21 protein-coding genes, 1 other RNA gene and 1 other annotated feature are annotated in these 26312 nt (G+C 64.9%); of the genes, 11 read left to right on the top strand and 11 right to left on the bottom strand.

The window, feature by feature from the left end:
* Positions 1-64: 64 nt before the first annotated feature.
* Genes BRX37_RS05235 through trpD form a run of 4 tightly spaced genes read right to left on the bottom strand, consistent with a single transcriptional unit; the run spans position 65 to position 3508 of the window.
* On the bottom strand, positions 65-1249 hold the full coding sequence (locus tag BRX37_RS05235; RefSeq protein ID WP_125985804.1) for a molybdopterin molybdotransferase MoeA: 1185 nt from the start codon (positions 1247-1249) through the stop codon (positions 65-67).
* Positions 1246-1731: a cyclic pyranopterin monophosphate synthase MoaC gene (gene moaC / locus BRX37_RS05240; protein WP_125985805.1), complete on the bottom strand. Its 486-nt coding sequence runs from the start codon at positions 1729-1731 to the stop codon at positions 1246-1248. Before moaC ends, BRX37_RS05235 begins: the two co-directional genes overlap by 4 nt.
* Complete coding sequence (gene trpC / locus BRX37_RS05245) at positions 1728-2519, bottom strand: indole-3-glycerol phosphate synthase TrpC (RefSeq protein WP_125985806.1); 792 nt, start codon at positions 2517-2519, stop codon at positions 1728-1730. Before trpC ends, moaC begins: the two co-directional genes overlap by 4 nt.
* On the bottom strand, positions 2516-3508 hold the full coding sequence (trpD, locus tag BRX37_RS05250) for an anthranilate phosphoribosyltransferase (RefSeq protein WP_125985807.1): 993 nt from the start codon (positions 3506-3508) through the stop codon (positions 2516-2518). The genes trpC and trpD overlap by 4 nt, the downstream gene beginning before the upstream one ends.
* A 132-nt stretch (positions 3509-3640) precedes the next feature.
* Here trpD and BRX37_RS05255 point away from each other — a divergent pair, with 132 nt between their 5' ends.
* Both BRX37_RS05255 and BRX37_RS05260 read left to right on the top strand, forming a co-directional pair.
* Positions 3641-5395 (top strand): chloride channel protein, encoded by a 1755-nt coding sequence (locus BRX37_RS05255; RefSeq protein WP_125985808.1) that lies wholly within the window; start codon positions 3641-3643, stop codon positions 5393-5395.
* A 161-nt stretch (positions 5396-5556) separates the two neighbouring features.
* Positions 5557-5612, top strand: a sequence feature (sul1 is cis-regulatory element that is thought to sense ions involved in sulfur or methionine metabolism; They are found in Alphaproteobacteria).
* 63 nt (positions 5613-5675) lie between these two features.
* Complete coding sequence (locus BRX37_RS05260) at positions 5676-7166, top strand: SulP family inorganic anion transporter (protein WP_125985809.1); 1491 nt, start codon at positions 5676-5678, stop codon at positions 7164-7166.
* A gap of 137 nt (positions 7167-7303) precedes the next feature.
* Here BRX37_RS05260 and BRX37_RS05265 read toward each other — a convergent pair whose 3' ends face one another.
* The 3 genes from BRX37_RS05265 to BRX37_RS05275 form a co-directional block, all read right to left on the bottom strand.
* Positions 7304-7894 (bottom strand): anthranilate synthase component II, encoded by a 591-nt coding sequence (locus BRX37_RS05265; protein WP_007708936.1) that lies wholly within the window; start codon positions 7892-7894, stop codon positions 7304-7306.
* 90 nt (positions 7895-7984) lie between these two features.
* A complete protein-coding gene (locus BRX37_RS05270; protein ID WP_125985810.1) occupies positions 7985-8326 on the bottom strand; it encodes a hypothetical protein in 342 nt (113 codons plus the stop codon).
* Positions 8327-8539: 213 nt separating this feature from the next.
* Positions 8540-10966 (bottom strand): ribonuclease R family protein, encoded by a 2427-nt coding sequence (locus tag BRX37_RS05275; protein ID WP_125985811.1) that lies wholly within the window; start codon positions 10964-10966, stop codon positions 8540-8542.
* 25 nt (positions 10967-10991) lie between these two features.
* Here BRX37_RS05275 and BRX37_RS05280 point away from each other — a divergent pair, with 25 nt between their 5' ends.
* Positions 10992-11459 (top strand): cupin domain-containing protein, encoded by a 468-nt coding sequence (locus BRX37_RS05280; RefSeq protein ID WP_125985812.1) that lies wholly within the window; start codon positions 10992-10994, stop codon positions 11457-11459.
* A gap of 125 nt (positions 11460-11584) precedes the next feature.
* Here BRX37_RS05280 and BRX37_RS05285 read toward each other — a convergent pair whose 3' ends face one another.
* Complete coding sequence (locus BRX37_RS05285; RefSeq protein WP_164522417.1) at positions 11585-11911, bottom strand: hypothetical protein; 327 nt, start codon at positions 11909-11911, stop codon at positions 11585-11587.
* 137 nt (positions 11912-12048) lie between these two features.
* Here BRX37_RS05285 and BRX37_RS05290 point away from each other — a divergent pair, with 137 nt between their 5' ends.
* The 3 genes from BRX37_RS05290 to BRX37_RS26640 all read left to right on the top strand — a co-directional run bounded on the left by BRX37_RS05290 (position 12049) and on the right by BRX37_RS26640 (position 14302).
* Positions 12049-13446 (top strand): aldehyde dehydrogenase family protein, encoded by a 1398-nt coding sequence (locus BRX37_RS05290; RefSeq protein WP_125985814.1) that lies wholly within the window; start codon positions 12049-12051, stop codon positions 13444-13446.
* Positions 13447-13462: 16 nt separating this feature from the next.
* Positions 13463-13804, top strand: a complete 342-nt coding sequence (locus BRX37_RS05295) for a gamma-glutamylcyclotransferase family protein (protein ID WP_125985815.1) — start codon at positions 13463-13465, stop codon at positions 13802-13804.
* A 303-nt stretch (positions 13805-14107) separates the two neighbouring features.
* Positions 14108-14302, top strand: coding sequence for a hypothetical protein (locus tag BRX37_RS26640; protein ID WP_097383496.1), 195 nt, complete (start codon positions 14108-14110; stop codon positions 14300-14302).
* Positions 14303-14421: 119 nt separating this feature from the next.
* Here the strand turns inward: BRX37_RS26640 and BRX37_RS05300 are convergent, their stop codons facing one another.
* Entirely contained in the window at positions 14422-15186 is a 765-nt protein-coding gene (locus BRX37_RS05300) for an NRDE family protein (RefSeq protein WP_125985816.1), read from the bottom strand.
* Between the two features lie 23 nt (positions 15187-15209).
* On the opposite strand from BRX37_RS05300, the gene ssrA reads away from it, so the two are divergent.
* From ssrA to BRX37_RS05320, 4 genes are all read left to right on the top strand, one after another.
* Positions 15210-15564: a transfer-messenger RNA gene (ssrA, locus tag BRX37_RS05305) on the top strand.
* Positions 15565-15862: 298 nt separating this feature from the next.
* Complete coding sequence (locus BRX37_RS05310) at positions 15863-16243, top strand: hypothetical protein (protein ID WP_004207460.1); 381 nt, start codon at positions 15863-15865, stop codon at positions 16241-16243.
* 253 nt (positions 16244-16496) lie between these two features.
* Entirely contained in the window at positions 16497-18149 is a 1653-nt protein-coding gene (locus tag BRX37_RS05315; RefSeq protein ID WP_125985817.1) for a hypothetical protein, read from the top strand.
* A 91-nt stretch (positions 18150-18240) separates the two neighbouring features.
* The gene (locus tag BRX37_RS05320; protein WP_125985818.1) at positions 18241-20940 is read left to right on the top strand and encodes a TonB-dependent receptor domain-containing protein; all 2700 of its coding nucleotides are present in this window, start codon (positions 18241-18243) and stop codon (positions 20938-20940) included.
* 73 nt (positions 20941-21013) lie between these two features.
* Here the strand turns inward: BRX37_RS05320 and BRX37_RS05325 are convergent, their stop codons facing one another.
* On the bottom strand, positions 21014-21523 hold the full coding sequence (locus BRX37_RS05325) for a hypothetical protein (protein WP_318276612.1): 510 nt from the start codon (positions 21521-21523) through the stop codon (positions 21014-21016).
* A gap of 201 nt (positions 21524-21724) precedes the next feature.
* On the opposite strand from BRX37_RS05325, the gene BRX37_RS05330 reads away from it, so the two are divergent.
* The gene (locus BRX37_RS05330) at positions 21725-23269 is read left to right on the top strand and encodes an arylsulfatase (protein ID WP_125985819.1); all 1545 of its coding nucleotides are present in this window, start codon (positions 21725-21727) and stop codon (positions 23267-23269) included.
* A gap of 98 nt (positions 23270-23367) precedes the next feature.
* On the opposite strand, the gene BRX37_RS05335 is transcribed toward BRX37_RS05330, so the two are convergent.
* On the bottom strand, positions 23368-26133 hold the full coding sequence (locus BRX37_RS05335) for a bifunctional aconitate hydratase 2/2-methylisocitrate dehydratase (RefSeq protein ID WP_125985820.1): 2766 nt from the start codon (positions 26131-26133) through the stop codon (positions 23368-23370).
* Positions 26134-26312 lie beyond the last annotated feature (179 nt).

Genomic DNA, 26312 nt, shown 5'->3' on the forward strand with positions numbered 1-26312 from the left:
CGGAAAGGGGCAAGTCAAGCGCGTTAAACCATGCGCCGCTTTTGCCGGCCAGGCAGTCAGATAGTCAGGCGGTCAGCGGAATGATGTCGACCATGTCGCCGGCAATGGCGGGGGCTGAGCCGGCCGGCCGGCGGATCAGACAGTCGGCCAGCGCCATGGCGGCGGTGGCGGCGCTGTCCTGCGCGGTGACCGAGACGATGCCGTCGGCGGCGCGATAGGCGCGCAGATAATCGTCGCGTTCCGCCGTTGCGCCAAGCGACGCGGCAAGGCGGGCCTGCACGACCGGCGGCAGCGGCGCGCGCGATCCGGCGAGATGGCGGACCAGCGGGCAGAGGAAGAGGGTGCCGGTGACGAAAGCGGAGACCGGATTGCCCGGCAGGCCGAGGAAGATTGCGTTGCCGAGACGCCCGGCCATCAGCGGTTTGCCGGGCCGCATCGCGATCTTGTAGAAATCGAGCGTGCCGCCGGCCGCCGCGAAGGCGGGGCGGACATAGTCATGGTCGCCGACCGAGGCGCCGCCGGTCGAGACGATGATGTCGGCCTGTGCCGCCTGTTCCAGCGCCTGCGTCATGGCGGCGAGATCGTCGGGCACGATGCCAAGGTCGATCACGTCGCAGGGCAGGGCGGCGAGCAGGGCAGCGAGCATCGGCGCGTTGGACGAGGGGAGATAGCCCGACGGCGTCGGCGCGCCGGGGGGAACAAGTTCATTGCCGGTCGAGAGCAAAGCGACACGCGGCCGGGCGCCGACGGGAAGGCTGCCATGGCCGCCCAGCACGGCGAGCGCGATCTGGCCGGGCGTGAGGCGGTTACCGGCGCTGACCAGCGGCGTGCCGGCGCGGAAATCTGAGCCGAGCGGGCGGACATGCCTGCCGGGCGTCAGTATGCCGTCATGCGCGGTCAGTTTGTCGCCGTCGCGCGTGGCATTTTCCTGGATCAGGATCGCGTCGGCGCCGGCCGGCAAGGGCGCCCCGGTGAAGATGCGGCAGGCCTGGCCCGGTTGCAGGGCCGGGATATCGGCGTCGCCCGCGCTGCTGGTCGCGACCAGCTGCCACGGCCCGGCGCCTTCGGATGCGCGCACGGCATAGCCGTCCATCGCGGAAAGATCGGCCCAGGGCTGGTCGCGGCGCGCGCTGATGTCGGTGGCGAGCCAGCGACCGGCGCAGGCGGATACGGGCACATGTTCGGCCGGCAACGGATCGGCGAGGGCAAGGAGCCGCGCCTGCGCGTCCGCGACCGGCATCAGGCTCATCGGTCGCTGCTCTCCGGCGCGGTCCAGTCGCCCGACTTGCCGCCACGCTTGGCGAGCAGGCGAACATCGCCGATTATCATGCCCTTATCGAGTGCCTTGGCCATGTCGTAAACGGTGAGCAAGGCGGCGGTGGCGGCGGTCAGCGCCTCCATTTCTACCCCGGTCTGGCCGGCGGTGCGCGCGGTCGCGGTGACGGTGACGCCATCGTCGTGGAGGGCGAAGTCGATGGTGACGGCGCTCAGCGGGATTGGATGGCAGAGCGGGATCAGTTCGGCGGTGCGCTTGGCCGCCATGATGCCGGCGACGCGGGCGACGGCCAGTACGTCCCCCTTCTTGACGAGGCCGGCGGCGATCGCCTGGGCGGCGTCGGCCGCCATCGTGATGCGCCCGGCGGCCACCGCTTCGCGCGCGGTCACCGCCTTGGCCGAGACATCGACCATGCGGGCGGCACCGTCTTCATCAAGATGGGTGAGGCCGGTCATGCCCCGGTCAGCAGGTTGCGGGTCGCGGCCTCGACATCGGCCTGGCGCATCAGGGTTTCGCCGACCAGGAAGCAGCGCACGCCATGATCGGCCATGGAGCTGAGGTCGGCATGCGAGCCAAGGCCGCTTTCGGCGACGAAGGTGCAGCCGTCCGGCGCCCTGCCGACCAGCTCATAAGTGCGGGCGAAATCGACGCTGAAATCGCGCAGATCGCGGTTGTTGACGCCGATCAGGCGCGAGCGGAGCTTGAGCGCGCGCTCCAGTTCGGCCTCGTCATGCACTTCGATCAGGGCGTCCATGCCAAGGCCAAGCGCGGCGTCCTCGATCTCCTGCATCTGGCTATCTTCCAGCGCGGCGACGATGATCAGGATCGCGTCGGCGCCGAGCGCGCGGCTTTCGAGGATCTGCCAGGGATCGACGATGAAATCCTTGCGCAGCACCGGCAGGGCGCAGGCCGAGCGGGCGGCCATCAGATAATCGTCATGGCCCTGGAAATAGGGCTCGTCAGTCAGCACCGAGAGGCAGGCAGCGCCACCGGCAGCATAGGCGACGGCATGGGCCGGCGGATCGAAATCGGCGCGGATCAGCCCCTTGGACGGGCTGGCCTTCTTAACCTCGGCGATCAGGCCGAAGCCCGAACGGGCGGCATCGTCCAGCGCCCTGCGGAAACCGCGCGGCGGGGTCTGCTCGCTGGCGCGGGCGTGGAGCGATGCGATCGTGGTCGCAGCCTTGCGGCGGGCGACATCCTCGCGCTTGAAATCGCAGATTTCGATGAGCTTGTTGGTCATTGATAGGCAATCCAGCAATTGAGGAGCGCGTTGGCAAGGCCGTTGTCGATCGCTTCGGCGGCCTGTTCGACGCCTTCCTGGAAATCATGGGCGGCGTCAGCGACCACCAAAGCGGCGGCGGCATTGAGGAGCACGGCGTCGCGATAGGCGCCGGCCTCGCCCTGGAGCAGGGCACGCAGCGCCGCGGCATTATGGGCCGGGTCGCCGCCGCGAATGGCGGTGACGGGATGGGTCGAGAGGCCGAGGTCCGCGGCGGTCAGGCGGCGCATCGCGACCACGCCGTCGGCCGTCACCTCGGCAATGTCGTTGCCGCCAGCGAGCGAGAGTTCGTCGAGCCCCTCGTCGCCCGACACGATCATCGCATGGGTGGCGCCCAGCTGGCCGAGCGCATCGGCATAGATGGGGACATAGGCAGGGCGGGCGATGCCGACCAGTTGGCGGCGGACATTGGCGGGATTGGCGAGCGGCCCCATCAGGTTGAAGATGGTGCGTTCGCCGATCGACCGGCGGATCGGGCCGAGGCGCTTGAGCGCAGGATGATAATTTTGCGCGAACAGGAAGCAGATGCCGAGATCCTTGAGCGTCGATTCGGCCGTGGCGGCGGCGCGATCGAGGTCAAGGCCCAATGCTTCTAGCGTGTCGGCGGCCCCCGCCTTGGACGAGGCGGCGCGATTGCCATGCTTGGCGACCGGTACGCCGGCGGCCGCAACCACCAGGCTGACGGCGGTCGAAACGTTGAGCGTATGATGGCCGTCGCCGCCGGTGCCGCAGACGTCGATCGTGCCTTCGGGGGCATCGACCGGGATCATCCGGGCGCGCATCGCGCGGGCGGCGGCGGCGATTTCCGTCGCAGTCTCGCCGCGCCGCGCCATGGTGACGAGGAAGCCGGCAATCGCCTCGTCCGACAGGTCGGCGTCGAACAGCAGGTCGAAGGCGCGGGCGGCTTCGTCGGCGGCCAGGGGCGCGCTGGGATCGGGCAACAGGGTCATGGCCCAAGCCTTTAGTCCCGGCCGCGCGCGAAAGTCGAGGGCGACATGCTATTTGCCCGCCAATTGGAATTTTGTTGCGTGACCCGGCAATTGGCTTGACGCCGGCGCCAAAGGGGCGTTGTCGGGAAAGCCATGCGCCGATCCTGGTCGACCCTGTTCTGGAGCCTTGCCATCCGCCAGCGCCGCCGGTTGCGCGAGAGCGAGGCGGCCTTCATCCTGCTCGCCGTGCTGGCGGGCGTAGCGGCGGGGCTGATCACCAACCTATTGCAGCTGATGGCGCACGGCATTCAGGGACTGCTCTATGGCGTCAGCATCAACCGGCTGAGCGCGTTGGGCGAGATCCGCCATCCCTGGCGGCTGCTGGGCCTGCCGCTGGGCGGGCTGGCGCTGGTGCTGCTGGCGCGGCTGCTGCGCCGGCGGCAACGGCCGCTGATCGACGTGGTGGAGGCCAATGCCCTGCATGGCGGGCGCATCCCGATGGCCGACAATCTGGTGATCGCCGGGCAGACGGTCTTGTCGAACGGAGCGGGCGCCTCGGTCGGGCTGGAGGCGGCCTATGCGCAGATGGGCGGCGGCGTCGCGTCGCTGCTGGGGCAATGGCTGAAGCTGCGGCGCAATGATCTGCGCACCCTAGTCGGCGCGGGCGCGGGGGCAGGCGTGGGCGCGGCCTTCGGCGCGCCGCTGGCCGGCGCCTTCTATGCGTTCGAGATCGTGATCGGCCATTATACGCCGGCCGCGATTGCGCCGGTGGTGGCGGCGGCTTTGAGCGCGGCGTTCGTGACCCGCGCGCTGGGCGTCGAACCCTGGCTGATCGCGACCACGGCGGACCGGATATTGGGAACGGCGGACTATCTTCTTTATGCGCTGCTGGGCCTGCTCTGCGCAGGGCTGGGCATCCTCATCATGCGCATGGTGACCTTTGCCGAGCTGCGGGTGCAGGGCTGGGCCTGGCCGGGGCGGTGGCGGCCGGTGATCGGCGGCGTGCTGCTGATGCCGCTCGCCTGGTTGACGCCGCAGACCTTGTCGGCGGGCCATGGCGCGTTGCACCTCAACCTTATCCTGCAGCCCGACTGGACCGTGCTGCTGATGATCCTGTGCCTCAAGATCGCGGCGTCGGTGATTTCGCTGAGCTTCGGCTTTCGCGGCGGGCTGTTCTTTGCGTCGCTGTTCCTGGGATCGCTGGCGGGGCAGATTTTCGCGCAGATCGTCGACCTTGTCGGGATCGGCTGGTCGCTCGACCCCAATGATGCGGCGCTGGTGGGGATGGCGGCGCTGAGCGTCGCGATCGTCGGCGGGCCGATGACGCTGGGGCTGCTGATGTTGGAGACGACCCATGATTTCCAGCTGATGGGCGTGGTGCTGACCGCGTCGCTGCTGTCGAGCGCGGTGACGCGGGAAATGTTCGGCTATTCCTTCTCCACCTGGCGGCTGCATCTGCGCGGATCGACCATCCGCAGCCCGCGCGACATTGGCTGGGTGATGAACCTGACCGCCGGGCGGATGATGCGGCGCGACTGGGTGTCGGTGCCTGACACGATGAGCGTCGGCCAGTTTCGCGCGCTGGTGCCGCTGGGGTCGGCGAGCAAGGCGATCATGATCGACGGTGCGGGCGGCTATCGCGGCATCGTGCCGACGGCAGCCGCCTATCGCCCCGAACTGGCGGAGGATGCACCGATCGCGCCGCTGGCAATAATGGCCGATATTGCGCTGCGCGCCGACGCGGATATCCGCGCGATCCTGCCCCTTTTCGACAAGGCGGCGGCGGACGAGCTGGCGGTGGTGGACGAAAGCGGGCTGGTGCTGGGCGTGCTGACCGAGAAACATGCGCGGCGGCGCTATTTCGAGGAGATCGAGAGTTCGCAGCGGGCGCTGTTCGGCGAGGGATAGGGCTTTCTTGGAAAATGCGCGGAAGGGCGCATTTTCGGTGCCGCACCGGCCCGCGCCCCCACCCGGCCTCCCACAGTATATCGCCGTAGGGCGTCCGGGCGAGGGCGCGGGCCGAGCCGGGGTTGCATTGGCGGGGCAGGGCTGTAGAAGGCCGCCATTCGCATGGACCCGGTGAAATTCCGGGTGGCTATTCCGGCCGCCGATCCGCCGGACAACATCACACATGTTTATCGAGACTGCGCCCGCGTCGGCGCCATGTGACCTGATGTGGATTTTCGACATGACCCAATTTTTCAGCCGCTATCGCCGCCAATGGTTCAGCGACGCCCGGACGGCGCGCCATGACATCATGGCCGGCATCGTCGTTGCGCTTGCGCTGATCCCCGAAGCGATCGGCTTTTCCATCATCGCCGGGGTCGATCCGCGCGTCGGCCTCTATGCCTCGGTGGCGATCGCCATCACCATCGCCCTGATCGGCGGGCGACCGGGAATGATCTCCGCCGCGACCGCTGCCGTCGCGGTGCTGGTCGGGCCGCTGGTGCGCGAGCATGGCGTCGAATATCTGTTTGCCGCGACGATCCTGATGGGGGTGGTGCAGATCATTGCCGGGCTGCTGCGGCTCGACCTGCTGATGCAGTTCGTGTCGCGATCGGTCATCACCGGCTTCGTCAATGCGCTGGCGATCCTGATCTTCATGGCGCAACTGCCGCAGCTGACGAATGTCGGCTGGCAGACCTATGCGATGGTGCTGGGGGGGCTGGCCATCATCTATCTCTTTCCCCGGATCACCAAGGCGGTGCCGGCGCCGCTGGTCGCGATTTTGCTGCTGAGCGCGCTGTCGATCGGCCTGGGCCTGCCGGTCCATACGGTCGGCGACATGGGGCGGCTGCCCGAAGGACTGCCGAGCCTTGCCCTGCCGCAGGTGCCGCTGACCTGGGAGACGCTGCGCATCATCTTGCCCTATTCGGTGACGATGGCGGCGGTCGGCCTGCTCGAATCGCTGCTGACCGCGCAGATCGTCGACGACATGACCGACACCGACAGCGACAAGCAGCGCGAATGCATGGGGCAGGGCGGGGCGAATATCGTCGCGTCCCTGTTCGGCGGCATGGGTGGCTGCGCGATGATCGGCCAGTCGGTGATCAACGTCACGTCCGGCGGGCGCGGGCGGCTGTCGACCTTCGTCGCTGGCGCCTTCCTGCTGTTCCTGCTGGCGGTGCTGGGGCCGTGGGTTGGCCGCATCCCGATGCCTGCGCTGGTCGCGGTGATGGTGATGGTGTCGATCGGCACCTTCAGCTGGGCCTCGATCGCCAATCTGCGGCGCCATCCGCCGACCTCCTCGGCCGTCATGCTGGCGACGGTGGTGGTCGTGGTGGCGACCCGCGACCTGTCGCTGGGCGTGCTGACCGGCGTGCTGCTGTCGGGCATCTTCTTTGCCGCGAAGGTGCAGCGCATGTTCGCGGTGGAGCGCAGCGAGGTCGATGGTCGGGCGACCTATCGCGTCACTGGCCAGATCTTCTTCGCCTCGGTCGATCGCTTCACCCGCGCCTTCACCGGCGAGGAAAGCGCGACCCATGTGCTGATCGACGTGTCGGGCGCGCATTTCTGGGATATTTCGGGTGTCGGCGCGCTCGGCAAGATCATCGCCCGGCTGCGGCGCGAAGGGCGCATGGTCGAGGTGGTCGGCTATAACCGGGCGAGCGCCGACATCGTCGACCGCTTTGCCCTGCACGACAAGACCGGGGTGGAGACGGGGGCGGTGCCGCACTGACACGGCTGCGGCCTTTTTCCCTTTTCGTCATCCTGACGGAAGTCAGGATCCATTCGGCGCTACGCTGGCGAGCGAGCGCTGAATGGATCCCGGATCAAGTCCGGGATGACGGAAGAAGTGAAACGGCGAAGCTAGGCTTACGCGGCCTCGCGCTCGCGGACCGGGATGCCGGCGATCTTCATGAAATTGGCCAGCATGTCATGGCCATGTTCGGTCGCGATGCTTTCCGGGTGGAACTGGACCGAATGGATCGGCAGGGTCGCGTGGCGGAAGCCCATGACCGAACCGTCCTCGCTGGTTGCGTTGACCACCAGGTCGGCCGGAATATCCTCGACGATCAGCGAGTGATAGCGGGTCGCGGTGAAGGGCGAGGGGAGGCCGGCGAACAGGCCGGTGCCGTCATGACGCACAGGCGAGGTCTTGCCGTGCATCAGCCCGCCGCGCACCACCTTGCCGCCGAAATGCTGGCCGATCGCCTGATGGCCCAGGCACACGCCCAGCAGCGGTGCGCCGGCATCGGCGCAGGCTGCGACCAGATCCAGGCTGACACCCGCCTCATTGGGGGTGCAGGGACCGGGCGACAGCAGGAAGGCCTTGGCCCCGCTCGACAGGGCCTGGCCCGCCGAGATGGCGTCGTTGCGCACGACCTCTACCTTGGCGCCCAGCTCCATCAGATAATGGACCAGGTTCCAGGTGAAGCTGTCATAATTGTCGATGACGAGGATCATGGGGCACAGCCTATAGGCGCGGATGACGATGGGGGGAAGGGGATGTGGGGGATTTCGATCAGGCGCAAAGCGTGAACGGGGTGTTGGGCTTCATGCTTGACTTTGCTGCAGTGGAAACAGGCGCAGCGACATCCAGAAAAATAGTGCAGCGGGCATACTGATGACGAGGGATAAGAGGCCCGCTCGTCCATAGATGGCGCAGCCGACGATTAGCGCGCCGAATATTGCTGCCGCCGACCATAGCATGGGGTTTCGGGCAATCGATCCACCGAACCAAAGGGCCACGATTGCGGCAAGAAACAATAGTGGGATCGATAGGGCGGCGAGTACGATGAGAATCGAACCAAATAATAGGCCGGGAAACAGCAATGCCGCTCCCCAGGCGAATATCACTCGTAAGGAGACGTCAACTCGAAGAAGTCTGATCGACATGCAGAAACTTTAACTGAAACCGGATCGTTCGCAATCTATTGTGGTGATCATTCCCGCGAAGGCGGGACGCGGAGCGCACAGCGGTAGTCCATCCCCGGACCTCGCGGCCGGGACTATGGTGGGAGATGGATCCCCGCCTTCGCGGGAATGACGGTGAAAAAAAAGCGGGGATGACGATGTAGGCAGAGGCGGCAGCGCTCCGCCGCCCATCCCCTAGCGCTTCTTGTGCTTGCCCCGGCTGCTGCCGATGTGGCGGATGTTGGTGGGGCGGCCGCGGTGGATCTTCGGGCGGGTGCGGTCGCGTTTCAGCGGGCTGCCGCGCGGGGCCGGATTGTCGGGCAGCTCGAAGCGCAGCGCGCCGTTGATTGGATCGGCTTCGGCGAGGCGCAGTTCAAGCCGCTGGCCCACCGTATAGCGGTCGCCGCTTTCGACGCCCTGCAGCGCCTTGCCCGCTTCGTCGAAGAAGAAATGCTCGGCGCCCAGCGTCGAGACGGGCACGAGGCCGTCGCCGCCCAGCCCCTCGACCGTGGCGAAGAAGCCGAAATTCTGGACCCCGGTGATCCGCGCCTTCACCACTTCGCCGACATGGGCCGACAGGAAGGCGGCGACATAGCGGTCGATCGTCTCGCGCTCTGCCTCCATCGCGCGGCGTTCGTGGCCCGAGATCATCTCGCCGACCCGGCCCATATTCTCATAATCCTCCTGGCTGAGGGAGGAGCGGTCGGGGATCGCCCTGTCCTTGGGCGCGGGCAGTTCGAGATCATAGGCGCCGACCAGCGCGCGATGGACCAGAAGGTCGGCATAGCGGCGGATGGGTGAGGTGAAATGGGCGTAGCTGCCGAGCGCCAGGCCGAAATGGCCCATATTCTGCGGCGCATAATAGGCCTGGGTCTGGGAGCGCAGGATCTGGGTCATGATCTGCTCCTTCTCCTCCGACTCGCCGACCTTCTTGATCAGCTGGTTGAAGGTGGACGGACGGATCACCTGGCCGAGCGCGAAGTCGATGTCGAAGGTGGCGAGAAATTCCTTGAGCGCGACCAGCTTGTCGCGGCCCGGCGTTTCATGGACGCGATACATGACCGGCGCCTTCTTCGCCTCCAGCGCCTTGGCGGCGGCGACGTTGGCGGCGATCATATAATCCTCGATCAGCATATGGGCATCGAGCCGTTCGCGCACCGCGACGCTGACGATCTTGCCCCATTCGTCGAGGACCACGCGCCGTTCGGGCAGGTCGAGCGCAAGCGGATCGCGCTTTTCGCGGGCCTTGCGCAGCAGCGCCCAGCAGGCCCAGAGCGGTTTCAGGGCATGTTCCACCAGATCCACTCCGTTCGGGCTGAGCGAAGTCGAAGCCGCTTGCTGAGCCGCAGGCGAAGCAGCCTCGCCTTCGGCTCGGCCCTGCCCTTCGACAGGCTCAGGGCGAACGGAAGAAAGAGCATCGATCGCCGCCTGCGCATTCTCATAGGCGAGGACGGCGGCGACGCGGATGATGGCGCGGGAGAAGCGGAAGCTCTTCACCTTGCCCTGCGCGTCGATCACCAGATGGCAGGCCATGGCGGCGCGGTCCTGCCCGGCGCGCAGCGAGCACATGTCGGACGAGAGCTGGTGCGGCAGCATCGGCACGACCAGATCGGGGAAATAGACGCTGTTGCCGCGCTTGCGGGCCTCGCGGTCGAGTGCGCTGCCGGGGCGGACATAATAGCTAACATCGGCGATCGCGACGATCGCCTTGAAGCCGCCTTCATTGGCCGGGTCTTCGTCCGGCGCGGCCCAGACGGCATCGTCATGGTCGCGGGCATCGACCGGGTCGATCGCGACGATCGGCAGATGGCGCAGATCCTCGCGCTTGTCCTCATGCAGCGGCAGCTTCGATGCGGTGACCGCTTCCTCCTCCACCGCTTCGGGGAAGACATGGGGGATGCCATGCTTGTGGATCGCGATCAGGCTGAAGCTGCGCGGGGCGAAGGGATCGCCGAGAATGTCGGTGACGCGCGCGCTGATCCGCGGCGGGCGGCCGGTCGGCTCGGCCAGGACCAGGTCGCCCTTCTTCGCGGTGCCGATGTCGCTGATCGGCGTATCCTTGCGGATGCGCTTGTCGACCGGGCGCAGCCACAGCTTGCCGTCGGCCATTTCCTCGACCACGCCGAGCAGCATCTCGGTCGCCTTGGCGAGCTTCTTCATCGGATGGGCGAGCCAGCCCTTGCCCGCTTCCTCGGTGCGGGCGAGGATGCGGTCGCCGATCGTCAGCGCGCTTGAACGAGACTTGGGCTTGCCCCGTTCGACCACGCGGATGCGAGGCGCGGGCTGGCCTTCGGCCTCCCAGCGTTCGGGGGTGGCGATCAGGGTGGTGTCATCGACATCGACGATGCGCAGCACCGTCACCTTGGGCACGCCGCCCATCTTGTGGAAGGCGCGGGCCGGGCCGATGTCGAGCAGGCCCTCGTCCGCCATGTCCTTGAGCAGCGCCTTCAAGGCGATCTTTTCCTGCCCCTTGAGGCCGAACGCCTTGGCGATTTCGCGCTTGCCCGCCGGGGTGTCGGACTCGGTGATGAAGTCCATCACCTGCTGCCGGGTGGGGAACCCGGCGGGACGGACTTTCGCGCGGGCCGGGGCCGCCTTCTTCTGCTTCTGGGTCGATGCCATGGCTCCGCTATAGGGGGCAGGCCGCATGGGCGCCAGTGGCATGGCGGGATGGCGAGGACGGATCGTTGGAACGGGCATGACGATATTGCTTTTGCCCCTGCTGCTCGCTGCCGCGCCCGGCGCCTCGCCCGACACCGCGATCGCGCCGATCGACCGGACCAATGCCGAACATTATGTCTGGGGCGGCAGCAATGATGGCTGGCATCTGGTGAAGCGGGACGAGATGTCGGTGATCCAGGAACGGATCGTGCCGGGCGGGGCGGAAGTGCGCCATTATCATCAGCGAGCGCGGCAATTCTTCTACGTCCTGTCGGGCGAACTGACGCTGGAGGCGGGCGGGGTGACCCATGTGCTCAAAGCGGGCCAGGGGCTGGAAGTGCCGCCGGGTGTGCCGCACCGGGCGCAAAACAGGAGCAGCGCGCCGGTCGATTTCCTGGTCAATTCGACGCCCAAGAGCCATGGCGACCGGGTCGATGCGCCGGCGGAAAAATAGGAAATCCCCCGCTTAACTTCGCATATTTCCTGCACATTCTGATATTTTGGAACAGATGTAGGAAATCTTGTTGCGCGCCGGCCTGCTCGCCTTTGTGGGCCGTGCAGCGAGGACTATGCGGGCCTTCAATCGGGCTGATACCAGTAGATGTCATGGCCAATCTTGGAGAAGTGTGGGCCTGACGGCGGACCTTTCCGGCTATCATGCGTGATGAAATAGCCCCAGCCGCCGTCAAAATAGGGCTTTGTCAGAATATCGACGCCATCAGGCGAAACCGTGACGCTCATGGGATCGAGCTGCGCAATGTGATGTGGCCAACGGCTTTTGGGCACGAATTGTTGGCTGGCGGGCGTTCGCGCAGCCAAGGCTTTGGCTTCCCGTTCAATCGCTTGCAGGGTTGCAGTGTCCTGAACTGGCTGCCGGCACCCGGTGAGCGAGGCAAGGATGGCCATGATGGCGAGGCCGCCAATGCGATTTGCGTGCATATACTCCCCCGATGCGGAACGTCGCCGCTTATGAAGTGGGTCTAGCGGATCGCATCACTGTAGGACAGGCTTGCAGCATGGCATGGCTGCGGTAGAGGGGCGGGATGCAGCTTCTTATCGATGGTGAGCTGGTCGATGGCGCGCGCGCGATCGACCTTGTCAATCCGGCGGACGGGCAGGTCTTTGCCGCCGCGCCCTGTGCCGATGCGGCGCAGGTGGAGCGGGCGGTGGCGGCCGGGCAGCGGGCCTTTGCCGGCTGGCGCGCGCTGGACTTTGCCGAACGTGGTGCGCGGATTGCGGCGCTGGCCGATGCGCTGGAGGGCCGGGCCGCGGATTTCGCCGCGCTCCTGACGCAGGAACAGGGCAAGCCGCTGGCCGAGGCGCGGGGCGAGATAGAGGGGGCGGTGGCGGCGCTGCGCTATCATGCCGGGCTGCGGCTGGAGCCGGTGGTGCTGAAGGACAGCGCGGCCGAGCGCGTGGTCGAGCAGCGCCATCCGCTGGGCGTTGTCGCGGCGATCGTGCCGTGGAATTATCCGCTGCTGCTGTTGGCGCTCAAGCTCGCGCCGGCGCTGATCGCGGGCAATGTCGTGATCGCCAAGCCCGCGCCGACGACGCCGCTGACGACATTGATGCTGGGCGCGCTGGCGGCCGACATCTTCCCCGCCGGGGTGGTGCAGATGCTGGGCGATGCCGGCGATGTCGGGCCGATGCTGACGGCGCATCCGGGAATCGCCCATGTCAGCTTCACCGGATCGACCGCGACCGGGCGGCGAGTGATGGCGGCGGCGGCCGACACGGTGAAGCGCTTCACGCTGGAACTGGGCGGCAATGATCCGGCGATCCTGCTGGACGATGCCGATGTCGCGGCGGTGGCGCCGATCCTGTTCGACGGGGCGATGGGCAATGCCGGGCAGGTCTGTCTGGGTGTCAAGCGCATCTATGCGCCGCGCGCGCTGATGCCGGCGCTGGGCGCGGCGCTGGTCGAATGTGCGCAGCGGGCGGTGGTCGGCGACGGGCGGGCGGTCGGCACGACGATCGGCCCAGTGCAGAATGCGGCGCAATATGCGCGGCTGGTCGACCTGCTGGCGGAGGTGCGGGCGCAGGGGCGGGTGCTGCATGGCGGCGTGGCGATCGAGGGGGGCGGCTATTATATTGCGCCGACCATCGTCACCGACCTGCCTGACGATGCGCGGCTGGTGCGCGAGGAGCAGTTCGGGCCGATCATCCCGCTGCTCGCCTATGATGATGAGGCGGAACTGGTCCGCCGGGTGAATGACGGTCCCTATGGGCTGGGCGCGTCGGTATGGACCGCCGATGCGGCGCGCGGGCAGGCGATGGCGGCGCGGATCGACAGCGGGCTGGTCTGGGTCAACCGGCTGTTCGATCTGCCCTTCGACGTGCCGATCGGCGGCGCCAAGCAATCGGGCATTGGCCGGCACCAGGGACTGGCCGGGGTGGAGGAATTCACCCAGATCCGCATCGTCAACGCGGCCCTGGGCTGAACGGAGGAGCGCGCAGATGACCGAAATACTGCTATTTTCCTATGGCACGCTGCGGCTGGTCGAGGTGCAGATGGCGCTGTTCGACCGGCTGGTGCAGGGCGAGCCGGACGCGATGTCGGGCTATCGCCAGCGCATGATCGAGATCAGCGACCCGGACGTGATCGCCAAGAGTGGCACGCGCTGGCACCCGATGGTCGAGCCGAGCGATGATCCCGAGGATGCGGTGGAAGGGCTGCTGTTTCGCCTGACGGAAGCGGATGTCGCGAGCGCCGACGCCTATGAGGTCGACTATGTCCGGCGCGAAGTACTGCTGCGGTCGGGACGGCGGGCCTTTGTCTATGGGGACAAGGGGGCTTAGCCAGGCGGGGGCTGAATTGGCGTGGAAGCTGGCCACCTGTTTCATGACGTCATCCCCGCGGAGGCGGGGATCCATCTCTCCAGCGTTGGACCGATGCAAGGTTAGGAGATGGATTCCCGCCTATGCGGGAATGACAAAAATGGGTGGTTAGCGGAAGGGCGGCTTTGGGCGAGGCCAAGCCGCTAACGGCCCTTCTTTCGATAATATCGCCAACGCTTAAAAGTCTGAAACAGACCGCCCGAAATAAGAAGAATAGCCAATAGTAGGGTGCCGCTGAATGCAGAAGCCATCCCCATCACAACGATGTTTCTGATCGATATATCGGACTCGCTGCTATCGGGCGTCGGTATCAACATCATTGCTATGAATATCAATGGTGCGATACAGAAAAAGGCCACCCCCATCCATATTCGCCGATTTGGCTCAGCCAATCGCATCCGGCTATTAACTAAGGAAATAGCGACGAGTATCGGTATCAAGAATGACAGAAGAGCGTAATCTTTCGGAGCCATCCGATACTCTATCGAGCAGGCTCATCGTCCGCTAGTAGGAAGGTTCGCCCACCAGCTAAACGCCCCAAAACTGGTCGTTTCGGGCTGTCGCAAGTATCGCTGTCATTAGGCACTCGGCCAATGGAACACGATGCGGCTGCCGCCCGTGACGTGGCCCTGCGCGTCGAAGCGGCGTTCCAAGGCGAGGCCGGCGCCGTCCGGGGCGATGGCGACGACGCTGCTGCAGCGTGTGCCATAGACGGGGTTGCAGATGAAGATGGGGGAGAGGGGCGGCTCCAGCGGGGCGTCGGACGGTGTGGCCGGGGCGATGCCGGTGGCGGGCAGGGTCTCGCGGCGCAGGGCGTCGAACAGGCTTTCCGGATCGGTCGCGCCGGCGACCAGCCATTGCAGCATCGCTTCCTTGAGCGCGAGCGTCTTGGGCCAGGGCTGGTCGAGCGGGCCGTTGGAAAGGCCGTAGAGGCCGGGTGCGAGCAGGCTGCGCTGGGGTTCGGGGCGATTGGTGAGGAAGAGGAGCCGGTCGCGGTCGGCGAGCAGCAGGTTGAACGGGTTGAAATCGTCGAGCGCCGCCGCATGGGGATCGGCATAGGTGCCGGTGCCGGTGAGCAGGTCGGTCACCAGCGCGCCGCGTGAGGCGCGGTCGGGCAGGGGGTCGCCGAAGCCGCGCAAATTGGTGATGACGGCGGCCCGGCCATCCTCGTCCGCGCCGAGCCAGGTGCCGCCCGATTGCAGGTCGCGCCCGGCGACCAGGCCCGGCCGGTCGTCCCAGCGCGCCATCGCGGCGGCGGGGCGGGCATGATATTCGTCGCGATTGCCGATCAGGACAAGCTGCCAGCGCGGGTGCGCCCGCCAGGCCAGTGCCACGATACACATTTGCTGCCTCCGTCAACCAACACCGGCTTGATAAATGGCGCGGCCGCCGCCATATAGGGGGTGCCGGGCTTGCCCGGCTATGGTGATAAATCGTGTCGTATAATAGACGCAGCGGACCCGGGGGCAGTACCCGGCGGTTCCACCACATGTCCCGGATGACCTTTGGTCTGGCGGGGTGTCTGATGGGGCCGAACTAGGATCGACGTGTGTTCAAAGGCGATGCTTTTACCCGGCCCGTGTAAGCCGTTAAACTGTGCAAAACTCACAAGTGCCAACGATAACGAAGCACTCGCCATTGCAGCGTAATTGAGGGCCTCACGGCCTGACATTACTCTAAAATAGCGCGGTTGAACCCACCGGGCAACAGAAGGGAATTCAGCGGCCCCCGGAGGCGCCGGGCAACAGAAGCCTCCGGACCCAATCCATCAGCGATGTTTTTTCAGGCCACGCCGCTTGCGGTGCATGGCCTTTTTGCGCGTCCATGATGCGATTCGAATCGGGCGAAATTTGCATGCCACATTCGATTTCACTTTTATGACATTGATGTGAAAAACGCATAAGACAATGAAATTGCGTCTATATAAAATGGAATCGGCGCCCACGCCTGATCTTGTGCCGATGTCATCAAGATGAAATAATTCCGGCTATGTTGGAAAGTTTTTTTCGGAGAAAATCGATGTTCAAGGCAGCGGCAGTTGCGGGCTTTCTTCTGGCTTCGGCAGTGCCGGCCATGGCATCGGCGGCGGATGACGTGATCGTCAGCGTCGTGCCGGATGCGGGTCTGGCCGCGTCGGCGCTGCTCGCCCATGATTTCGACAAGGCTGCGCGCAAGCTGCAGGCGGTCTGGCCCGACACCATCAACGATCCGGCGCGCCTGATCAACCTGGGCAATGCCTATGCGGGGATGGGCCGCACCAGTGATGCGCGCGAAGCCTATGCCGCGGTGGCACGCGTGCCCGACATGACGCTGGTGCTGGCCGATGGCAGCGAGGAATCCTCGCGCTCGATCGCGCAGCGCGCCTCGGCCCGCCTGAATACGAGCTATGCGATGCGCTGAACGCCCTGTTTCAGTGGCTCGCGCAGGGGCGTCGTCCGGTGGACGGCGCCCCTTTCTGTTGGCTGTGGCGGTTGGGCCACTGTCTTTGAACTGTAATTTTATCGACCCCGATATGTCATAAAAGGAAAATGAGGCTGTCATTTACCGCGCCTACCTGCCGCTTCCGAGGGCGACAGGGGGCGTTGTCCGATTCGCTTTTCCCCCTTGCGCTCCGCATCGCAACAAACCCGGCAGAAGCCGGAGCGGAGACGACATGGCCAAGATCAACCGTATCCATAATATCCTGATGGCGGGCTGCGCCTGCGCGGCGCTGGCTGCCTGCGGCGCGGACGATATCGCTTCGCCCGGCACCGGCGGCGACGTGATCATCAACCCGACGCCGACCCCCACGCCGACCCCGACCCCCACGCCGACCCCGGCCGCCGTTACCCCGGCTGCGGGCTGCCCGACGATCGCCGATCCCAAGGGTCTGACCGACGAAGGCACCATCTCCAGCTCGAACGGTGATGCCTGGCGCGTCTGCACGCTGCCTTCGATCATCGCCAAGAGCATCACCCTGCCCAAGATCGCTGGCCTGGTCTATCAGATGAAAGGCCGTGTAGACGTCGGCTGCGACAGCGGCTTCGCTGCGCCCACTACCTCGGCGCCCGTCACCAGCTCGACCGTGGGTTGCACCGCGGCCAACGGCTTCACGCTGACCGGTGGCCAGCTGACTGCCGACACCAACGTCACCCTGACCATCGAGCCGGGCGTCATCGTCTATGGCGGCACCGGCACGAGTTGGCTGGCCGTCAACCGCGGCAACAAGATCAATGCCGTCGGCACCGCCAGCGCGCCGATCATCTTCACCAGCCGCGACAATATCAACGGCAACTCGACCGAAACGTCGATGGGCCAGTGGGGCGGCGTCGTGCTGATGGGCCGTGCGCGCACCACGGACTGCAACAGCGGTTCGGTCGGCGCCGATACCTGCGAGCGTCAGACCGAAGGTTCGGCCGATCCGGCGACCTTTGGCGGTCGTGACGACGCCTATAATGCCGGCACCATGAAATATGTCCAGATCCGCTATTCGGGCTATGTTCTGGGTGCCAACACCGAACTGCAGGCGCTGACCGGCGAAAGCATCGGCAGCGGCACCACGCTGGACTATATCCAGAGCTTCAACAGCTCGGACGACGGCGCGGAATTCTTCGGCGGCACCGTGCGCATGAAGCATTATATCGCGACCGGCGCGGATGACGACAGCCTCGACGCCGACACCGGCATCCAGGGTCGCTTCCAATATGTACTGATCGTGCAGCGTCCGGGCCAGGGCGACGCGCTGATGGAAATCGACAGCAATGGTCTGGAAAGCGATACCCCGCGCCAGAACACCATCGTTGCCAACTTCACCGCGATCCAGTCGCAGGTCAGCAGCAACAACGAAGCCAATGACCAGGCCTCGATCCTGAACCGCGGCAACAGCGATCTGTCGCTGGTGAACGGCATCGTCGTGTCGCCGAACAACGAGTGCGTCCGCCTGCATGGCACCGGCACCGCTTCGACCCGCGCCACGCTGACCGCCCGTTCGGTCCTGATGCAGTGCAACGCGACGAAGTATATCGGTTCGGGCAGCGGCGCGACCGCCTACACCGCCGCCGATGTCGCTGCCATCTTCAGCGGCAACAACAACAACGATGCCTACACGGCCTCGCTGAGCGCGGTGTTCATCAACGGTGCGGCCGAAACCGCCGCCACCGCGATCGACGCCAAGACGCTGGACAGCTTCTTCGACACGACGACCTATGTCGGCGCGGTCAAGGACGCCAACGACACCTGGTTCGCCGGCTGGACCTGCAACTCGGCCTACGCGCCGTTTGACAGCACCAGCACCGCGCGCCGCGCCTGCACCTCGATCCCGCTCTAAGACGGGACGGACCTGATGCGGGGCGGGATGCGGCCATGATCGGCCGCATCCCGCCCCGAAACGTGCAATGACCTTATCTAGGGGATATTCGATGGCGACGCCGCTCAAGTTCGCGGGCCTGCTGCTGCTTTCCACTGCGCTGGTCGCGCCGGCCGCGCTGGCCCAGGAAGTGCCCGCGCCCGCCGATGCCACCACGTCCGACCCGCAGGCGGCCGATCCTGCTGCCGCTGCCGGTCGTTCGACCGCCGAGGATCCGGAGGCGGCGCCCGACATTTCGGTCCCCGGTTCCGACATCATCGTCACCGGCCGCCGCAGTGCCAACGTCCAGAAGAATATTCCGGCGGTGGTTTCGGTCCTGTCTTCGGCCGATATCGCCCGGACGGGCGACGGCAACATCGCCGGCGCGCTGGGCCGCGTCACCGGCCTGTCGGTGGTCGGCAACGGCTATGTCTATGTCCGAGGCCTCGGCGATCGCTATTCGCTCGCGCTGCTGAACGGTTCGCCGCTGCCCAGCCCCGAGCCGCTCAAGCGCGTCGTGCCGCTGGACCTGTTCCCGACGAACATCGTCTCGTCCTCGATGGTGCAGAAGAGCTATTCGGCCAATTATCCCGGCGAATTCGGTGGCGGCGTCATCAACCTGACGACCAATGCGGTGCCGGCGGAAAGCTTCCTGACGATCAGCGGCGGTATCGGTGCCAACACCGAAACCACCTATCAGATGGGCTATAGCTATTATGGCAGCAAGAGCGACTGGACCGGCTTCGACAATGGCAGCCGCGACATTCCGCCGGCGCTCGCCGCCTTCTTCGCCAGCGGCGAACGGATCAGTTCGGGCAATGTCGACACCACCGCGATCGCGGCGGAAATGGTGCGCTTCAGCAAGGGCACCGTCCAGCGCATCAAGGATATCGACCCCAATTATTCGGCGACCATCTCGGGCGGCACCTCGTTCGACCTGGGCGGTTCGACCCTGGGCCTGATCGCCACCGCTGGCTACAGCAACAAGTGGACCACGCGCGACCAGCGCCAGCAAAATTCGATCACGCCCGACCTGTCGGCGCTCAATTCGGATTTCCAGCGCGTCACCACCGACAATCGCATCGTCGTGAACGGCCTGCTGGGCCTGGGCCTGGAGTTTGGCGATAACAAGATCCGCTGGACCAACCTCTATATCCGCGACACGCTCAAGCACACTCGCATGGGCCTGGGCAACACCCAGACCCAGCCGACGTCGGACATCATGGAGCAGGATACCGCCTGGTATGAACGCCAGCTGATCGACACGCAGGTGGTGGGCGAGTTCAAGCTGAGCCCGGCGTTCAGCCTGGACGTGCGCGGCGGCTTCGCCAATTCGCAGCGCGAAGCCCCCTATGAACTGTCGTTCGAATATATCCGCACCAATGCGGCGGCGGACCCCTATGGCAATCTGTTCGTCAACCGTCTGAACGGCAATACCGGCCAGACCGCGACGGTCAGCTTCTCCGACCTCAACGAGGATCTGTGGTCGGGCGGCGCGGACCTGACCTGGAAGCCGTCGGCCGACATGGCGCTGACCGCCGGCTATGCCTATGTCGACACCAACCGCACCAGCTCGCGCCGCGACTTCCAGTTCCGCGCGTCGAGCGACATGCCCGAGGGCGTGGGCGTGCTGCGCCCTGACCTGCTGCTGGCACCGGGCATCGTCAACTATTATGACATCAGCCTGATCGAGACCAACGAAGGCAATCCCGCCTTCCGCGCGACGCTCAAGAACCATGCTGGCTATGGCAAGCTGAACTGGCAGATACTGGACGATCTGTCGCTCGACGCAGGCGTTCGCTACGAAACGGCCAAGCTGACCGTGTCGCCGCTGCAGGTGTTCAGCACGCCGGGCGCCAGCACGGCCTCGACCCAGCTCGACAATGACTATTGGCTGCCCAGCGGCACGCTGACCTGGCAGATGCGCGACGACATGCAGGTGCGCCTGAACGCGTCGAAGACCATTGCCCGGCCGCAGTTCCGCGAGCTGATCTATCAGTTCTATTTCGACCCGGACACCAACCGTCGCTATCAGGGCAACCCCTATCTGCAGGACAGCAAGCTGTTCAACGCGGAAGCGCGCTATGAATGGTATTTCGCGCGGGATCAGCGCTTCTCGCTGTCGGGCTTCTTCAAGAAGATCGACAACCCGATCGAAACCTTCATCACGCTTAACGGCGACAATTTCGTCACCAGCTTCGCCAACGCGCCCAAGGCCGACCTCTATGGCGGCGAAGTCGAGTTGCAGAAATATTTCGACCTGTCGTCCATGTCGGACAGCGCGTTCTTCTCGACCCGCCGTCTGGTGACGATCGCCAACTATACCTACACCAAGTCGAAGCTGAAGGTGAAGGACGGCGATACCACCGCCGTGTTCGGCGCGTCGTCGACGCTGGCGACCGACTATTTCCGGAACGGTTCGCCGCTGACAGGCCAGTCGGACCATCTGGTCAACTTCCAGTTCGGCCTGGAAGACCAGGACAAGCTGTCGCAGCAGACGCTGATCCTGTCCTATGCCAGCAAGCGCGTGACCAGCCGTGGCCTGGCCAACCAGGACCAGCCGGACGTCTATGAACATCCCGGCATCAACCTGGACTTCGTGGCGCGCCAGGGCGTCTATGTCGCGGGGCGCCAGTTCGACGCCAAGTTCGAGGTGCGCAACATCCTGGGCAACGACTATGAGGAAAGCCAGTCGAACGGCACCAACAAGGTCATCTACAACGCCTATAATTATGGCACGACCTTCAACTTCTCGCTGTCGACGACGTTCTGACGTCAGGCGCAGCCGAAACGGAAAGGGCGCCCGATCGGGCGCCCTTTTGCGTTGGGGGATCGGCGGCGCAGGCTCATTTCTCCATCAGCAGCTTCACGATCCGGCGCTTGCCGAAGCGCAGCGGGTCGGCGAACCAGGTTACCTCCAATTTCTGCCCCTCGCGCAGATAGGGCGGACCGCCGGCAAATCCGCAGAAGGTCGCCACCGGGCAGCGGCTGCCCTCGTGCCAGGAAAAACTCTCCTCGCCGATGTCGAAGCCCTGGGTGACATTGGTCTGATGTTTCTGGAAGGAGAGCGGTTCGGTATTGCGGCTGCGCGTGCGGATGTCCCATAATTTGCTTATCCGCCCCTTGGTCACGCTCATCTGGTCCATGTCCATGGCGCCGACCCGCAACTGGTCGAATAGCGGCAGGCCGCCGAACCACAGACCGGCAAGCAGGATCGCGGCCGGCGTATAGCGCGGCATCCGTCGCCCGGATCGCTTCCACCAGCGGGCGCCCAGGAACAATAGGGCAAAGAAGATCAGATAGAGGATCGCCGCCCAGTCGAACGGCGCCATGCTCCTGTCATAGGCTGTAATCACGCGAGCCCCCCCCCCAGCGCATTTCTTCCATCATGCCATGACGGGTGCGAAAGGAAAGAGGCTGGCGGTGCGTGCGACCGGGCAGGCATGTTGTCCGTGCATCATCGCGGACGCTTCACAGGGTTTTCCCCGATAGCCGGCTGGTCAGGCAGGATGCAGACAAAGGCGACCCAATTCCTGTTCATGCGAAGGGAAAGCACCATGGCCGACAAGAAACCCAATATCCTCGTCATCTGGGGCGACGATATCGGGATATCGAACCTCAGTTGCTACACCGACGGGGTGATGGGCTATCGCACGCCCAATATCGACCGGATCGCCAGGGAGGGGATGAAGTTCACCGACAGCTATGGCGAGCAGAGCTGCACCGCCGGCCGTTCCTCCTTCATCACCGGGCAGAGCGTGCTGCGCACCGGCCTGTCCAAGGTCGGCATTCCCGGCGCGCCGGTGGGTATGAGCGACAAGATCATCACCATCGCCGCGCTGCTGAAGGAGCAGGGCTATGCCACCGGCCAGTTCGGCAAGAACCATCTGGGCGACCTGAACCATATGCTGCCGACCAATCACGGCTTCGACGAATTTTTCGGCAATCTCTATCACCTGAACGCCGAAGAAGAGCCGGAGATGGAAAATTATCCGCTCAACGAACCGGACATGCCGCATTTCAAGGAACGCTTCGGCCCGCGCGGGGTGATCCATTCCTTCGCCACCGATGTCGACGACGCCACCGAAATGCCGCGCTGGGGCAAGGTCGGCAAGCAGAAGATCGAGGATACCGGCCCGCTGACGGCCAAGCGCATGGAAACCTGCGACGATGAATTCGTCGAACGCGCGTCAAAGTTCATCAAGCAGGCGGAGGCCGATGGAAAGCCGTGGTTCGTATGGGTGAACACCACCCATATGCACATGTTCACGCACCCCAAGCCGGGCAGCAAGGGCCAGGCCGGCCGCTGGCAGTCCGACTATCACGACACCATGATCGACCATGACAAGAATGTTGGCCAGCTGCTCGACCTGCTGGACGAACTGGGCATCGCCGAGGATACGCTGGTCCAATATTCGACCGACAACGGCCCGCATCGCAACAGCTGGCCCGATTGCGGCACCACGCCGTTCCGCAGCGAAAAGAACACCAATTGGGAAGGCGCCTTCCGCATTCCGATGATGGTGCGCTGGCCGGGCAAGGTGCCGGCCGGATCGGTCTCCAACGGCATCGTCCAGCATCATGACTGGCTGCCGACCTTCCTGGAAATGGCGGGCGAGCCCGACATCGTCGAGAAGGTGAAGAAGGGCTACAAGGCGATCGGCCGGACCTACAAGAACCATATCGACGGCGTCAGCCTGGTCGGCCATATCACCGGCAAGGAGGAGAAGAGCCCGCGCAATGCCTTCTTCTACATCAGCGACGATGGCGACATCCTGGCCATGCGCTACGACAATTGGAAATGCGTGTTCCTGGAACAGCGCTGCGCCGGTACGATGAAGGTCTGGGGCGAGCCGTTCACCCGGCTGCGCATTCCCAAGCTCTTCAACCTGCGGATCGATCCCTATGAGTTCGCCGACATCACGTCCAACACCTATTATGACTGGGTGTTGAAGAACACCTTCCTGCTCTATGGCGCGCAGGCGGGGGCGGCCGAATTTGCGGCGACCTTCAAGGAGTTCCCGCCGATCCAGAAGCCCAACACCTTCACCATCGACGACGCCATCAACGCGATGGGCGATGCGGCGGGCGGCGCGAGCTGAACCATGAAAAAAGCGGCGCGGGATACTGTCCCGCGCCGCTTCTGATCATCGCTGTCCTGATGCCGCCTCCCGATCCTGCGATCGGGCGGCGGTCTTGATCAGGCCGCCTTGGGCGGGGCGAACTTGGTGAGGTCGATGCCGACCACGGCCTTCTTATATTCGTCCATATTGGGCGTGCGGCCGAGGATGGTCGAGAGCACCACCAGCGGGGTCGAGGCGAGGAGGGATTCGCCCTTCTTCTCGGCCGTGTCTTCCACCACGCGGCCCTGGAACAGGCGGGTCGAGGTGGCGAGGACGGTGTCGCCCTTCGCGGCCTTTTCCTGGTTGCCCATGCACAGGTTGCAGCCCGGACGCTCCAGATAGAGGGTATTCTCATATTCGGTGCGGGCGGCGTTCTTGGGGTGGCTGTCGTCGAACTCGAAGCCGGCATACTTCTTGAGCACGTCCCAGTCGCCTTCGGCCTTCAGCTCGTCGACGATATTGTAGGTCGGCGGGGCGACGACCAGCGGCGCCTTGAACTCGACCTTGCCTTCGGCAGCTTCGATGTTCTTGAGCATCTGGGCCAGGATCTTCATGTCGCCCTTGTGGACCATGCACGATCCGATGAAGCCCAGATCCACCTTCTTGGTGCCGCCATAATAGGAAACCGGGCGGATGGTGTCATGGGTGTAGCGCTTCGACACATCGGCATTGTTGACGTCCGGGTCGGCGATCATCGGTTCGTCGATCTGGTCGAGGTCGACGACGACTTCGGCATAATATTTTGCGTTGGCGTCGGGCGACAGCGCGGGCTTCTCGCCCGAGCGGATCTCGGCGATGCGCTTGTCGGCGAGCGCGATCAGGCCACGGAGCGTGCCGGCGGTATTTTCCATGCCCTTGTCGATCATGATCTGGATGCGCGACTTGGCGATTTCCAGCGACTCGATCAGCGTTTCGTCCTGCGAGATGCAGATCGACGCCTTCGCCTTCATCTCGGCGGTCCAGTCGGTGAAGGTGAAGGCCTGGTCGGCCAGCAGCGTGCCGATATGGACTTCGATGATGCGGCCCTGGAAGACATTCTCGCCAGCGAACTGGTGGAGCATCTGCGCCTGGGTGGCGTGGACGACGTCGCGGAAGTCCATATAGGGCGCCATCTGGCCCTTGAAGGTGACCTTGACCGACTGCGGGATCGGCATGGTGGCTTCACCGGTGGCCAGCGCCAGCGCAACCGTGCCCGAGTCCGCGCCGAAGGCGACGCCCTTCGACATGCGGGTGTGGCTGTCGCCGCCGATGATGATCGCCCAGTCGTCCACGGTGATGTCGTTCAGCACCTTGTGGATGACGTCGGTCATCGCGTGATAGACGCCCTTGGGGTCGCGCGCGGTGATCAGGCCGAAATTGTTCATGAAGCTCATGAGCTTGGGAATGTTGGCCTGGGCCTTCTTGTCCCACACCGACGCGGTGTGGCAGCCCGACTGGTAGGCGCCATCGACCAGCGGCGAGATGACTGTGGCGGCCATCGCCTCCAGTTCCTGCGCGGTCATCAGGCCGGTCGTGTCCTGCGACCCGACGATGTTGACCTTCACGCGCACGTCCGAACCGGCATGCAGCACCTTGCCCGGCGTCACGCCCACGGCGTTGCGGTTGAAGATCTTCTCCACGGCGGTCAGGCCCTGGTCGTCGACCGTGATTTCCTTGTTCGGCGCGAACACCTTGGGTGCTTCGATGCCCAGCGTTTCGGCGGCGAAGGTCTGGAGCTTCTTGCCGAAGACGATGGCGTAGCTGCTGCCCGCCTTCATGAATTCCATCTTCTGGGGGGTGAAGGCGGCGGCGACGTCGACCAGTTCCTTGCCGGTCTCGTCGGTCAGCTTCTTGTTCTTGACGTCGATCTTCAGCACCGTGCCGGTCGCGACCGAGAAGGCCTCCTCCAGCACCGGATTGCCGTCATTGTTGAGGATCGCCTTGCCATCCGGGCCGGTCATCTTGACCCAGTTCTTGAGGTTGAGGCCGATGCCGCCGGTGACGTCCACGGTGGTCGCGAAGATCGGCGAGATGCCGTTGGTGCCGGCGACGACGGGCGCATAGTTGACGAAGGGGACATAGGGGCTCTGCTGCTTGCCGGCCCACAGCGCCACATTGTTGACGCCCGACATGCGCGAGGAGCCGACGCCCATCGTGCCCTTCTCGGCGATCAGCATGACGCGCGCGTCGGGATGCTGGGCCTTCAAGGCAACGATTTCCTGCTGCGCTTCGGGCGAGATCATGCACAGGCCGTGCAGTTCGCGGTCCGAACGCGAGTGCGCCTGGTTGCCCGGCGAGAGAAGGTCGGTCGAGATATCGCCTTCGCCGGCGATGAAGGTCACGACCTTGATCTCGTCCTCGACCTCGGGGAGCTTGGTGAAGAATTCGGCCTTGGCATAGCTTTCCAGCACATCCTTGGCGACGGCATTGCCGGCCGCGAAGGCGTCGCGCAGTCGGAACATGTCGGCGTCATAGAGGAAGACCTGGGTTTTCAGGACGTCACCCGCCTGAACCGCCAGCGCGGCGTCATCGCCGAGCGCAATGTCGAGCAGCACGGCGATCGAGGGGCCGCCCTTCATGTGGCTGAGCAGTTCCAGCGCGAAGGCGGGGGTGATTTCCGCGACGGTGACGTCGCCCAGCACGATCTTCTTGAGGAAGTCGGCCTTCACGCCGGCGGCGCTGGTGGTGCCGGGCAGAGTATTATAGATGAAGAATTTGAGCGCGTCGGCGCGATGTTCGCTGCCGGCGTCCTGGATCAGGGTGATGAGTTCGGCGACAAGGGCGCCGTCGTCGATCGGCTTGGGTGCGAGCCCCTGGACTTTCCTGCTGTCGATTTCGGCCAGATAATCCAGGTAGATGCTCATTATAAATCCAATGCCATAAAGTGTATGAATCCGGGCGTGGCACCACCGGACGGCTTTATGGACCGACCTGGGGCGGTGACGGGTCGCGCGTAGGCCAAGATCGCCCGGCTTGCAAGCTGCCCGATAGGCCCGGATGCACCGATCCGGATCGCCCCGGCGCTCGCTGCGCGGGGAGCGGC

The sequence above is a fragment of the Sphingomonas sp. S-NIH.Pt3_0716 genome (genome assembly GCF_003950715.1).
In the GTDB taxonomy this organism is placed as follows: domain Bacteria; phylum Pseudomonadota; class Alphaproteobacteria; order Sphingomonadales; family Sphingomonadaceae; genus Sphingobium; species Sphingobium yanoikuyae_A.